The sequence below is a fragment of the Streptomyces sp. NPDC051822 genome (assembly GCF_044452745.1).
GTDB lineage: Bacteria > Actinomycetota > Actinomycetes > Streptomycetales > Streptomycetaceae > Streptomyces.
In genome coordinates this window covers 334,354-346,055 of the sequence record NZ_JBITBZ010000002.1, presented here as the reverse complement: position 1 = coordinate 346,055, position 11,702 = coordinate 334,354, and the positions used below count along the sequence as shown (strand labels likewise).

Annotated in this window: 10 protein-coding genes; 6 read left to right on the top strand and 4 right to left on the bottom strand. The window is 71.9% G+C overall.

Annotated features, from left to right (window positions below):
• Nucleotides 1-37 precede the first annotated feature (37 nt).
• Entirely contained in the window at nt 38-409 is a 372-nt protein-coding gene (locus ACIA8N_RS07390) for a WhiB family transcriptional regulator (protein WP_030548696.1), read from the bottom strand.
• Between the two features lie 235 nt (nt 410-644).
• A complete protein-coding gene (locus ACIA8N_RS07385) occupies nt 645-1,367 on the bottom strand; it encodes a DUF1707 domain-containing protein (RefSeq protein WP_365781632.1) in 723 nt (240 codons plus the stop codon).
• Between the two features lie 221 nt (nt 1,368-1,588).
• On the opposite strand from ACIA8N_RS07385, the gene ACIA8N_RS07380 reads away from it, so the two are divergent.
• Both ACIA8N_RS07380 and ACIA8N_RS07375 read left to right on the top strand, forming a co-directional pair.
• Nucleotides 1,589-3,259, top strand: coding sequence for a fumarate hydratase (locus ACIA8N_RS07380; protein ID WP_365781630.1), 1,671 nt, complete (start codon nt 1,589-1,591; stop codon nt 3,257-3,259).
• Between the two features lie 172 nt (nt 3,260-3,431).
• Nucleotides 3,432-4,064 carry an HAD family acid phosphatase gene (locus tag ACIA8N_RS07375; RefSeq protein WP_365781628.1) on the top strand — a complete coding sequence of 211 codons (633 nt, stop codon included), beginning with the start codon at nt 3,432-3,434 and terminating at the stop codon, nt 4,062-4,064.
• A 28-nt stretch (nt 4,065-4,092) separates the two neighbouring features.
• Here ACIA8N_RS07375 and ACIA8N_RS07370 read toward each other — a convergent pair whose 3' ends face one another.
• On the bottom strand, nt 4,093-4,617 hold the full coding sequence (locus tag ACIA8N_RS07370; protein ID WP_365781626.1) for a hypothetical protein: 525 nt from the start codon (nt 4,615-4,617) through the stop codon (nt 4,093-4,095).
• A gap of 142 nt (nt 4,618-4,759) precedes the next feature.
• On the opposite strand from ACIA8N_RS07370, the gene ACIA8N_RS07365 reads away from it, so the two are divergent.
• Nucleotides 4,760-5,410 carry a lipoprotein gene (locus ACIA8N_RS07365; protein WP_365781624.1) on the top strand — a complete coding sequence of 217 codons (651 nt, stop codon included), beginning with the start codon at nt 4,760-4,762 and terminating at the stop codon, nt 5,408-5,410.
• An 87-nt stretch (nt 5,411-5,497) separates the two neighbouring features.
• Here the strand turns inward: ACIA8N_RS07365 and ACIA8N_RS07360 are convergent, their stop codons facing one another.
• Nucleotides 5,498-7,027, bottom strand: coding sequence for a ricin-type beta-trefoil lectin domain protein (locus tag ACIA8N_RS07360; protein WP_365781622.1), 1,530 nt, complete (start codon nt 7,025-7,027; stop codon nt 5,498-5,500).
• A 150-nt stretch (nt 7,028-7,177) separates the two neighbouring features.
• Here ACIA8N_RS07360 and ACIA8N_RS07355 point away from each other — a divergent pair, with 150 nt between their 5' ends.
• From ACIA8N_RS07355 to ACIA8N_RS07345, 3 genes are all read left to right on the top strand, one after another.
• A complete protein-coding gene (locus ACIA8N_RS07355; RefSeq protein WP_365781620.1) occupies nt 7,178-8,578 on the top strand; it encodes a class II fumarate hydratase in 1,401 nt (466 codons plus the stop codon).
• Between the two features lie 137 nt (nt 8,579-8,715).
• A complete protein-coding gene (locus ACIA8N_RS07350; RefSeq protein ID WP_365781618.1) occupies nt 8,716-9,381 on the top strand; it encodes a DUF402 domain-containing protein in 666 nt (221 codons plus the stop codon).
• A 332-nt stretch (nt 9,382-9,713) separates the two neighbouring features.
• Nucleotides 9,714-11,660, top strand: coding sequence for an ATP-binding SpoIIE family protein phosphatase (locus ACIA8N_RS07345; RefSeq protein ID WP_365781616.1), 1,947 nt, complete (start codon nt 9,714-9,716; stop codon nt 11,658-11,660).
• Nucleotides 11,661-11,702: the final 42 nt, after the last annotated feature.

Below are 11,702 nucleotides of genomic sequence, written 5' to 3'. Positions count from 1 at the left end.
ACTGGACCACGGGACCACGGGACCACGGAGCGACGGCTCAGCCCGCCTGGGCGATCCGCTCGGTCGTGGCCGCCTTCCGCAGCTCCACCTCGCGCCGCCGGCGCCGGGCCAGGGCGACGCGGCGCTCCGCCGCGGTGAGCCCGCCCCACACCCCGTACGGCTCGGGCTGGAGCAGCGCGTGCTCCCGGCACTCGACCATCACGGGACAGCGCCCGCAGACCCGCTTCGCCGCCGCCTCACGCGCGAGCCGCGCGGCGGTCGGCTCCTTGGAGGGGGCGAAGAAGAGCCCGGCCTCGTCCCGGCGGCACACCGCCTCCGCGTGCCAAGGCCCGGCCTCGTCCTCCCGCGCAGGGGCACGCTGAGGGGGGACAGCGGCGACCTGGAGGGGCTGATGCGGCAGTTGCAGCACGGTCTACTCCTGACGACGACTTCGCGAGCGAGCGGCGATGCACCAGCCCTACCCGCTGTGCGCGCGCCTATGCACCGCGCGCCGTCCGGTTCCGCACTGCGGATACCCGAGGACGAATTCCGGTCATCCTGACCACCCCGGTCACTCCACCCCGGTCACTCCGACGCCACCCCGGTCACTCCACCCCGGTCACTCCGACGCCGCCGCGGACCATCGTCGCCCCCGCGCCCCCGCCTCAGTGGCCGAGGTGCTTGCGCAGCTTGTCCTGGAGGTCGGTGATCCACTTGCCGCGCTTGGGCCTCGCCTCGACGTTGCCGAAGACCGAGTAGCCGTTGATGACGACGACGGGGGCCTGCGGGTCCACGCCCTCCAGGGTCACGACCTCGAAGTTGCCGAAGATCCCGCTGCCGCTGCCGCGCAGGCTGATGTTCTCCGGGACCCGCACCTCCACGTTGCCGAAGATCGACGTGGCGTTGATGGTGGTCAGGCGCTGCTCGAAGATCGCCTCGGTCAGGTCGATCTCGATGTTCCCGAAGAGGGCGAAGGCGTTCGTCCGCCGGCTCACCCGCCAGCGCCCCCTGCGGGTGTTGCTGGAGAAGATCGCGACGAGGTTCTCGGCGGGGCCGTCGGCGCCGTCCGGGCCGTAGCCGTAGGCCGGCTCGGGGTCCTGGCGCTGCGTCCTGGCGCCCGGCAGGTCGCGGACGATCGGCTCCAGCTCCCCGACGGTCTTCGCCCGGTACACCGCGTCGATCCGGTCCGAGTGCTCCTCGGGGTCGAGCCGCCCCTCGGCCAGGGCGTCCCTGAGGATGTCCGCGATGCGGTCCCGGTCCGCGTCGGATGCGCGCAACGAGCCCTGCGGGTCGGCGAGAAGGGGCGCGGCGGGGGCGGTCTCGGCCGGCGGGGCCGAGCGCTGCGGGCGCGGCTGCTCTTCGGGGTCGGGCTTCTTTTCGAGGTCCACGGAGCCAGCCTAGCGAAACGCGATAGATCGCGACCAGGGGGCGGGGCCGGGCCTGTGGACGGAGTCCTGGGGGCCGCCCGAACGGAACACGACACTCCGGCGCGGTCGGGGCGCCAAGTGAGCCTTACCTCACAGGACCGGCGCACGGGCCGCGTTCTACGCTGGAAGGCGCACCGCCAATGGAGGCGGTGCGCCGTCTTGCCGAGTGAGGAATGGCCCCCATGCCAGAGTTTGCGTACTCCGATCTGCTCCCGCTGGGAGAGGACACCACGCCCTACCGCCTGGTGACCTCCGAAGGTGTCTCCACCTTCGAGGCCGACGGCCGTACGTTCCTCAAGGTCGAGCCGGAGGCGCTGCGCCGGCTTGCGGCCGAGGCGATCCACGACATCCAGCACTTCCTGCGCCCGGCCCACCTGGCCCAGCTGCGCCGGATCATCGACGACCCGGAGGCGTCGGGCAACGACAAGTTCGTCGCGCTCGACCTCCTGAAGAACGCGAACATCGCCGCCGCGGGCGTCCTGCCGATGTGCCAGGACACGGGCACTGCGATCGTCATGGGCAAGCGCGGCCAGAACGTGCTGACGCGGGGCCGTGACGAGGAGGCCCTGTCGAAGGGCGTCTTCGACGCGTACACCAAGCTCAACCTGCGGTACTCGCAGATGGCCCCGGTCACCATGTGGGAGGAGAAGAACACCGGCTCGAACCTGCCCGCGCAGATCGAGCTGTACGCGACGGACGGCGGCGCGTACAAGTTCCTCTTCATGGCCAAGGGCGGCGGCTCGGCCAACAAGTCCTTCCTCTACCAGGAGACCAAGGCGGTCCTGAACGAGGCCTCCATGATGAAGTTCCTGGAGGAGAAGATCCGTTCCCTCGGTACGGCGGCCTGCCCGCCGTACCACTTGGCGATCGTCGTCGGCGGCACCAGCGCCGAGTTCGCGCTCAAGACCGCCAAGTACGCCTCCGCGCACTACCTGGACGAGCTGCCCGCCGAGGGCTCGGCCGAGACCGGCCACGGCTTCCGCGACAAGGAGCTGGAGGAGAAGGTCTTCGAGCTGACACAGAAGATCGGCATCGGCGCGCAGTTCGGCGGCAAGTACTTCTGCCACGACGTCCGCGTCGTCCGCCTGCCGCGCCACGGCGCCTCGCTGCCCGTCGCGATCGCCGTGTCCTGCTCGGCCGACCGGCAGGCCGTCGCGAAGATCACCGCCGAGGGCGTCTTCCTGGAGCAGCTGGAGACCGACCCGGCGCGCTTCCTCCCGGAGACGACCGACGCGCACCTCTCCGAGGAGAGCGACGTCGTCACCATCGACCTCAACCAGCCGATGGACGACATCCTCGCCGAGCTGACCAAGTACCCGGTCAAGACCCGCCTCTCCCTCAACGGCCCGCTGGTCGTGGCACGCGACATCGCGCACGCCAAGATCAAGGAGCGCCTGGACGCGGGCGAGGAGATGCCGCAGTACCTGAAGGACCACCCGGTCTACTACGCGGGCCCCGCGAAGACTCCCGAGGGGTACGCCTCCGGTTCCTTCGGTCCGACCACGGCGGGCCGGATGGACTCGTACGTGGAGCAGTTCCAGGCGGCGGGCGGCTCGAAGGTCATGCTGGCCAAGGGCAACCGCTCGCAGCAGGTCACGAACGCCTGCGGCAGCCACGGCGGCTTCTACCTCGGCTCGATCGGCGGCCCCGCGGCGCGGCTCGCGCAGGACTGCATCAAGAAGGTCGAGGTCGTCGAGTACGAGGAGCTCGGCATGGAGGCGGTCTGGAAGATCGAGGTCGAGGACTTCCCGGCGTTCATCGTCGTGGACGACAAGGGCAACGACTTCTTCCAGAACCCGGCTCCCGAGCCGACGTTCACGCACATCCCGGTGCGGGGTCCCGGCCTCGGCTGAGCATGTGACGCTCTCGCGAAGCCCCCGTTCCCCTGGGCCCCTGGGAACGGGGGCTTCGTCGATCTCCGCTCAGAAAATCGCTACCGGCCGGTAGCCCTCCCGTCGCCTACTGGCCAGTATGAGACGCGAGCATGTCAACCACTGAGCCGGTCGACCCACTCGGGAGCCCCCCATGCCCTCCGTCCGAAGCACCACCGCCACCACCACCGCGGTCCTCGCCCTGAGCGCGTTCCTCGTCGTCGGTCCCGCGCCCGCGGCCTCCGCCGCCGACCCGGACACCCACCTCACCTCCACCGCCGCCATCGCGGACGTCGACTACGCGACCTGGCGCCGCGACGTGGCCGCCGTGGTCGCCGAGGCACGCCCGTACATCGAGCGGCGCTCCGAGAACGCGGGCCGCGAGAAGCAGGCGATCGTCCTCGACATCGACAACAGCTCCCTGGAGACGGACTTCCACCCGTTCTGGGAGCTGCCCACGCCGGCCATCGCGGACGTGCGCGAGATCGTCACCGCCGCCCACGCGCGCGGGGTGGACGTCTTCTTCGTCACCGCGCGACCGGGCATCCTGCACTCCCTCACGGACTGGAACCTGAAGCAGGCCGGATACCCGGTCGACGGTCTGTACGTGCGCTCCCTGCCCGACCTGTTCGCCGAGGTCAGCGCGTACAAGACGGAGAAGCGCGCGGAGATCGAGGCGAAGGGCTACACGATCATCGCGAACATCGGCAACAACACCACCGACCTGGTCGGCGGCCACGCCGAGCGCACCTTCAAGCTGCCGGACTACGGCGGCAAGCTGTCCTGAACCGCCCCGGACCCCGGCCCCGGCCCCGCTAGCGGGTGAGGCGGAACTCGAGGCGTGAGTAGTCGCCGTCCGGGGTCGAGCGGATGGTGCCGCGCACGTCCTTGAAGTCCCCTGTCCCGCCGGTGACGGCGATGTCGAAGGCGGCGGGCGCCTCGTCCGCCGGATCGACCGAGAGGAGCGTCTGGCCGGCGATCTGCCCGCCGGGGCCGCCGGTCAGCACGAACGTGCCCACGCACTGCAGGTCGCCCGGGCTCCCGGTGCGCACCACGGTGCAGCTCACGCCGTCCCGGCCGACCTTCTCGCCGCCCTTGCTCCGGTACAGGTCGTCGGCGAACGCGAAGGAGTCCCCGACTTCGGGCGCCCGGCCGGTCTCGTCGTCCTGCCCGCCGGGGATCTCCTTGGAGTAGAGGGTGAACTCCAGGTCCTCGGCCTGGGAAGCGGCGGAGAGCGGCGGGGCGGCGGGGGCGGCGGAGACCGGGGCGACGGCGGTGAAGGCGACGGCCGCGACCGTGCAGGCGCCGAGGGCGCCGATCCTCCTGAAGCTGCGGAACATGTCCTGCCTCCTGTGGTCGGGGATCTCCCCCAGGGCTGCCCGCCCTTCCCGCCCCCGGGGGCACGCCCGCTACACATTGTCCGGCGCCCGCCCCGACTCCGCCTGTCCGGTGCGTGACGGGCCCGGAGCTACGCTGACGCGCATGAGACACCCGATACCCACCCTGGCCCCGGTCGCCGCCGCGCTGGCGGCGGGGCTGCTGCTGACCGGCTGCGGCGCTCCCGAGCCGATGCCCGAGGTCGGGCCCGGCCCCCGCCCTTCGGCGGATCCGGCGGCCACGAAGGCCCCTGCCGTCGCCGCGGCGTCGGGAAAGACGGTCGGCGGGCCGGGGACGGCGTGCGCGCTGCCGGTCTCCTTCGCGCTCGCGGAGCAGTGGGAACCGGACGCGATCAAGGACCCCGAGAATCCGGAGTTCGCGGCGCTCACCCGCCAGGGCCCGGCCGTCATCCGCTGCGAGGTGAACGCCAAGGGCGCCGGGCACCTCGGTTTCCTGCGGGTGTGGACGGCGGCCGGGAAGGGGCCCGCCAGGACCGCCCTCGAAGGCTTCGTGAAGGGCGAGGAGAACACCTCGAAGGTCGTCTACAAGGAGACCGGGGCCGGCGCGTCGCCCCTCACCGAGGTGACGTACACCGTCTACAACGAGCTGATGGAGGAGTCGAAGGAGGAGCGGGCCTTCGCCGTCGCGACCCCCAAGGGGACCGTGATCGTGCACCTGGGCGGTTTCGACACCGACGAGCACCGCGCGATGCTCCCGGCGTACGAGCTGGCCCGTACGACGCTCAAGGTGCTCTAGGCCTGTCTCCCGGATCGGGCCGGGCTCGCGGCCGTGGCCCCCGTCCGGCTCGGACGGGGGCCACGGCCTTTCCTGCCGGTGGGACGGCTACGCGAACGTCTGGCTCGCCGAGCCGTCGCAGTTCTGCAGCCGGATCTGCTGCCTCACCGCGCTCTGGGTGAGGCAGAGGCCGGTCGCGGCGGCGGGCCTGATCGTCGCGCCGTCGCGGACGAACTTCTGGTTGGCGCCGCCGTGGCAGTTCCAGACGATGAGGGCCGTGCCCGCCGGGTAGGAGGTGCTGGGCACGTCCAGGCAGCGGTCCTGGGTGAGTTCGGTGTGCACCGTCCGGCGGGCGGAGTCGTACCACCAGCCCTGGTTGCGGCCGCCGTGGCAGTCCCAGCCGAACACGCGGGTGCCGTTGGCGCTCTGGGCGCCGTCCACGTCGAGGCAGTTGGCGGTCGCCCCGTTCTTCAGCGGCCGGTAGACGTCGTCCCAGGCGAGCGGGAAGAGGGTCGGCCAGCCCGAGGAGTCGACGTCGGCGCAGCTCGCCTCGCGGAGGCCGGAGCCGTAGAGCTGGGTGAGGCAGGACGCGAAGGCGGCGTGCCCGCTCTTGTTGGGGTGGAAGGACTGGCGTACGGAGTTCTCGTCGATGCCGCCGGGCTTGGAGAGGTCGATGTAGAGGCCCCGGGCCCAGGTGTCCTCCATGCAGACCTCGTGGCCGTGGAAGAGCCGCGAGTTGTCGAGGTAGACGGCTCCGGTGTTGGCGGCGACCTTGCGCATGCCGCGTTCGAAGGCGGGGACGGCGCTGTTGCGGCCCCAGACGGTGTCGGAGTCGTAGCCCATGCCGCCGCAGGCCAGCTTGCCGGAGAAGTTCGGGTTGTCGCGGAAGTCGGGGCCGATGGGGCTGGGGTAGCCCATCACGACGAGCTTGTAGTCGCCGTCGGCGTACCCGGCGTCACGCATGACGGTCCGCAGGTCGCGCACGACCTGTTCGGTCTTGGGGACGAGCGCGTCGACACGGGCCTGCCAGCCGGGGGCGTACTTGGGTTCGCAGACGCCCTGGCTGAGGATGTAGCGCTGGACGCAGTCGGTCATGACCGGGCCGAACTGCAGGTCGTCGTTGGCGCCGGAGACGAGCAGGACCATCTTGATGCGGGTGTTGCGGGCCTTGACGGCGAGGTTGTCGCTCTGGACGAGCTCGTCGGCGTACTGCTTGGAGCCGCCGATCCGGATGTTGCCGCTGTAGGCGCCGGAACAGGAGACGTTGAAGGTGAGGTCCGCGGCGATGCCGGTGCGGTGGATGGCGGCGTCCGGCGAGCGGTGGCACCAGTTGGTGGGGCCGTTGGTGGGGGACTCGTAGGTGCCGACGCCCTCGCCGGAGATCTCGCTGTCGCCGAGGGAGATCAGGCCGGTCTTGCGCTCGGCGAGCGGGCGCTCGGCCGGGTCGCCGTAGATCCTGGTGGCCTCGGCGGCCCGGATCGCCTCGAGCTCGGGCGGCAGGGGTACGGAAGCGGTCACCGCTCCCGTGCCCGTGCCGGCGGCTCCGGCGGGTGCGGCGGCGGTCATCGTGCCGAGTACGGCGGCGGCCGCGGCGACGGCGGCGATGGGCCAGCGGAGTCTGTACCTGGTGCGCGTCATTGCGCCTCCTGGAAGTGGGGTTACCCACGGTTTTTACTGGTCGGTACGCATGATGGGAATACATCGAACAAGACAAGTGCTCATCTTTTTCGGGGGGCTGGGGGACTCCCCCGACGGGATCGGTGCGAGCGGTTGCGAGAGGTTGGGAAGATGAACGAAGCCGAGGACTACCGGATCGAGCACGACTCCATGGGCGAGGTACGGGTCCCCTCGCACGCCAAGTGGCGCGCCCAGACCCAGCGGGCGGTGGAGAACTTCCCGGTCTCCGGCCAGCGCCTGGAGCGGGCCCACATCGAGGCCCTCGCCCGGATCAAGGCGGCCGCCGCCAAGGTCAACGCCGAACTCGGGGTGATCGAGAAGGACCGCGCGGAGGCCATCGGGTCGGCGGCGGAGGAGGTCGCCGGAGGGCGCTGGGACGAGCACTTCCCGGTGGACGTCTTCCAGACCGGCTCAGGCACCTCGTCCAACATGAACACCAACGAGGTGATCGCCACCCTCGCCACCGAACGGCTCCCCGAGGGCCGCGAGGTCCACCCCAACGACCACGTGAACGCCTCGCAGTCCTCCAACGACGTCTTCCCCTCCTCCATCCACATCGCGGCCACCGGCGCCGTCACCCGCGACCTGATCCCCGCCCTCGACCATCTGGCCGCCGCCCTGGAGCGAAAATCGGCCGAATTCGCGACGGTCGTGAAGTCCGGCCGTACACATCTGATGGACGCCACGCCGGTCACCCTCGGCCAGGAGTTCGGCGGCTACGCGGCCCAGGTCAGGTACGGCGTCGAGCGCCTGCGCGCCGTGCTCCCCCGGCTCGCCGAACTCCCCCTCGGCGGTACGGCGGTGGGCACCGGCATCAACACCCCGGCCGGCTTCTCCGCGGCCGTCATCGCGGAGGTCGCCCGCGCGACCGGGCTGCCGCTGACCGAGGCCCGCGACCACTTCGAGGCGCAGGGCGCCCGCGACGCCCTGGTGGAGACGTCCGGGCAGCTCCGTACGGTCGCCGTCTCCCTCACCAAGATCGCCAACGATCTGCGCTGGATGTCCAGCGGACCCCGTACGGGCCTCGCCGAGATCAACCTCCCCGACCTCCAGCCCGGCTCGTCGATCATGCCGGGCAAGGTCAACCCGGTCATCCCCGAGGCGGTTCTCATGGTCGCCGCGCAGGTGACCGGAAACGACACCACAGTGGCGGTGGCGGGCGCGGCCGGGAACTTCGAGCTCAACGTCATGCTGCCGGTGATGGCCAAGAACCTCCTGGAGTCGGTACGGCTCCTCGCCAACGCGTCCCGGCTGCTCGCCGACCGCACGGTGGACGGGATCACCGCCAACGTCGAGCGGGCGCGCGAGTACGCCGAGTCCTCGCCGTCCGTGGTCACCCCGCTGAACAAGTACATCGGCTACGAGGAGGCCGCCAAGGTCGCCAAGAAGTCCCTCGCCGAGCGGAAGACGATCCGCGAGGTGGTCCTCGCCTCGGGGTACGTCGAGCGCGGCGACCTCACGGTCGAGCAGCTGGACGAGGCACTGGACGTCCTGCGGATGACACGCCCTTAGGGTCTTTCGTTTGGATCAGGCCGGATCAGGGAGACCCCGCGAGCCCGGCGTGATCCGAACGAGAGGCCCTAGGCGTGACCGGCCGGTAGGTGACCCGTACCGCAGCGCACGTGGGAGCGCGCCCCTAAGATCTGCGCATGACAGGATCGGACGGCTCTCGACACTGGGCGCCGGGGGAGCACATCCTCTGGCGCTACCGCGGCAACGGCACCGGGGCGGTGCACATCTGCAGGCCGGTGACGGTCGTGCAGGACACCCCCGAGCTGCTCGCGGTGTGGATGGCCCCCGGTACGGAGTGCGTACGCCCCGTCCTCGCCGACGGCACGCCCGTGCACGAGGAGCCGCTCGCCACCCGCTACACCGCCCCGCGCACGACGGAGCGCGCGCGGTGGGCCGGCAGCGGCGTGCTGAAGCTGGCACGGCCGGGCGACCCCTGGTCGGTGTGGCTGTTCTGGGAGCGTGGCTGGCGTTTCCGCAGCTGGTACGTGAACCTGGAGGAGCCGCGGGTCCGGTGGTCCGGCGGCTTCGACTCCGAGGACCATTTCCTCGACATCTCCGTGTACCCGGACCGCAGTTGGCTGTGGCGGGACGAGGACGAGTTCTCGCAGGCGCAGCGGTGCGGCCTGATGGGCCCCGAGCAGGCCGAGCGCGTGCGCGACGCGGGGCGCAGGGCGGTGGACCGGATCAAGGCGTGGGGGGCGCCGTTCGCGGACGGCTGGGAGGACTGGCGGCCCGATCCGGCATGGCGGGTTCCGGAACTTCCGGCGGACTGGGACCGCACTCCGGCGCACACGGCACCGTGAGACCCTTGATGCGCCCCCGGGGTTCAAACGTAGGATCGTCCTCCGCACGGTGGAGGCGGACCGAACAGCACGTCAGGCCGACCGAGCGACCTGCCAGACCCACCGGACGGCCCGTCAAGGACCGGACACAGCACAGGACCTGACCAGAAGTCATCGACGAGGGGGAGAGCAGTGCCGGACGTCTGCCCGGGTGTTCCGACCCCCGCCGCCGCCGTGACTCGCGGAGCTTCCACATCCGCCGCACAGGAGGGGTTTATCCCTGCCGAAGGCGCGGCATCGGCGAGAAGAGCGAGTGCATCGCACCACCGGCCCGGACGGACGGAATCCCACGCGTGACGGAGCATCCCACCTCCCACGAAGGCCGGCAGCCCCTGGCTGCCCGGTCGCAGGAACGCGCGCGCCCTCGCCAGGAGGCGGCGACCGGCCTGCCCGCCGAGGTGCCGGCCCAGCCGGGCGGCCCGGCGGGCCCCGCGACGGACGCGCCCCCGACGGGCGTCGGGCCCGCGACGCCCCCCGCCCCCGGCACCCCCGGCGTCGCCGTCGCCGTGGCCGCCCAGCACCCTGGCGGCGGCCGGGGCGGGGACACCGCCACGCGGCGCGAGGGCGAGCGGCTGCGGTTCGTCGGCGCCGCGACCCGGCGCATCGCGCGCGGCATCGACCTCGACGAGATCGTGCTCGGCCTGTGCCGGGCCACCGTGCCGACGTTCTCCGACGAGATCCTGGTCTACCTCCGCGACCCGCTGCCGGTGGGCGACGAGCGTCCGGTGGCGCCGTTCATGCTGCGCCTGCGCCGTACCGACCGGCTCCGGTTAAGCGAACTGGAGGGCGAGGAGCTCGTCCTCGTACCCGATCCGAGTCCGACCCCCGCAGCCGAACTCTGCGAGGTGCGGTCCGGGGGTGCGCTCGCCGAGGTGCTGCGCGGGGTGCGGCCGGTGTTCGGCGACTCCGCCGCCGCCAAGACCGCGCTGTCGGAGCTGCTCGGCCCCGGGCATCCGCTGCCCGGCGGGCTTCGGGCGGTCCTCGCCCCGCTGCGCGGCCGGCGCCGGGTGATCGGCGCCGCCGTGTTCCTGCGCCGCCCCGAGCGGGCCGCCTTCGAGCCGAACGACCTGCTGGTCGCGGCCCAGCTGGCCACGCACACGGCGCTCGGGATCGACAAGGCCGTCCTGTACGGGCGCGAGGCGTACATCGCGGACGAGCTCCAGCGGACGATGCTGCCGGACTCGCTGCCGCAGCCGACCGGCGTCAAGCTCGCCTCGCGCTATCTGCCGGCCGCCGAGACGGCCCGGGTGGGCGGGGACTGGTACGACGCGATCCCGCTGCCCGGCAGCCGGGTCGCGCTGGTCGTCGGCGACGTCATGGGCCACTCGATGACCTCGGCGGCGATCATGGGTCAGCTGCGCACCACCGCGCAGACCCTGGCCGGGCTCGACCTGCCTCCGCAGGAGGTCCTGCACCACCTCGACGAGCAGGCGCAGCGGCTCGGCGAGAACCGCATGGCGACCTGCATGTACGCGGTGTACGACCCGGTCTCGCACCGGATCACCATCGCCAACGCGGGCCATCCGCCGCCGATACTGCTCCACCTGGGCGGCCGGGCCGAGGTGCTGCGGGTGCCGCCGGGCGCCCCGATCGGCGTGGGCGGGGTGGACTTCGAGGCGGTCGAGCTGGACGCGCCCGCGGGTGCCACGCTGCTGCTCTACACGGACGGTCTGGTGGAGTCCCGGCTGCGGGACGTGTGGACCGGCATCGAGCAGCTGCGGGAGCGCCTCGCGGCGACCGCGCAGCTGACGGGCCCTGACCACTCGCCGCCCCTTGAGGCGCTCTGCGACGACGTCCTCGACATGCTGGGTCCCGGGGACCGGGACGACGACATCGCGCTGCTCGCGGCCCGTTTCGACGGGATCGCGCCGAGCGACGTGGCGTACTGGTTCCTGGAACCGGAGGACGCGGCCCCCGGCCGGGCCCGTCGGCTCGCCCGGCGGGCGCTCGCCCGCTGGGACCTGGAGGAGCTGACGGACTCGGTGGAGCTGCTGATCAGCGAGGTCGTGACGAACGCCGTGCGGTACGCGGAGCGGCCCGTGACGCTGCGGCTCCTGCGGACGGACGTGCTGCGCTGCGAGGTCGGCGACGACTCCCCGCAGCTGCCGCGGCAGCGGCGGGCGCGTGACACCGACGAGGGCGGGCGCGGTCTCTTCCTGGTGAACCGGCTTGCGAGGCGGTGGGGGGCGACCCGGCTCTCGGGCGGCAAGGTGGTCTGGTTCGAGCTGGCCACACCCTGATCCGGGACTGACGACGCGGAAGGCCGGACCCTTGCGGGGTCC

Bases quoted from the DNA above. Each gene is read 5' to 3' on its own strand.
- ACIA8N_RS07380 (WP_365781630.1), top strand. From the start codon at position 1,589: ATGCCAGAGTTTGCGTACTCCGATCTGCTCCCGCTGGGAGAGGACACC.
- ACIA8N_RS07375 (WP_365781628.1), top strand. From the start codon at position 3,432: ATGCCCTCCGTCCGAAGCACCACCGCCACCACCACCGCGGTCCTCGCC.
- ACIA8N_RS07370 (WP_365781626.1), bottom strand. From the start codon at position 4,617: ATGTTCCGCAGCTTCAGGAGGATCGGCGCCCTCGGCGCCTGCACGGTC.
- ACIA8N_RS07365 (WP_365781624.1), top strand. From the start codon at position 4,760: ATGAGACACCCGATACCCACCCTGGCCCCGGTCGCCGCCGCGCTGGCG.
- ACIA8N_RS07360 (WP_365781622.1), bottom strand. From the start codon at position 7,027: ATGACGCGCACCAGGTACAGACTCCGCTGGCCCATCGCCGCCGTCGCC.
- ACIA8N_RS07355 (WP_365781620.1), top strand. From the start codon at position 7,178: ATGAACGAAGCCGAGGACTACCGGATCGAGCACGACTCCATGGGCGAG.
- ACIA8N_RS07350 (WP_365781618.1), top strand. From the start codon at position 8,716: ATGACAGGATCGGACGGCTCTCGACACTGGGCGCCGGGGGAGCACATC.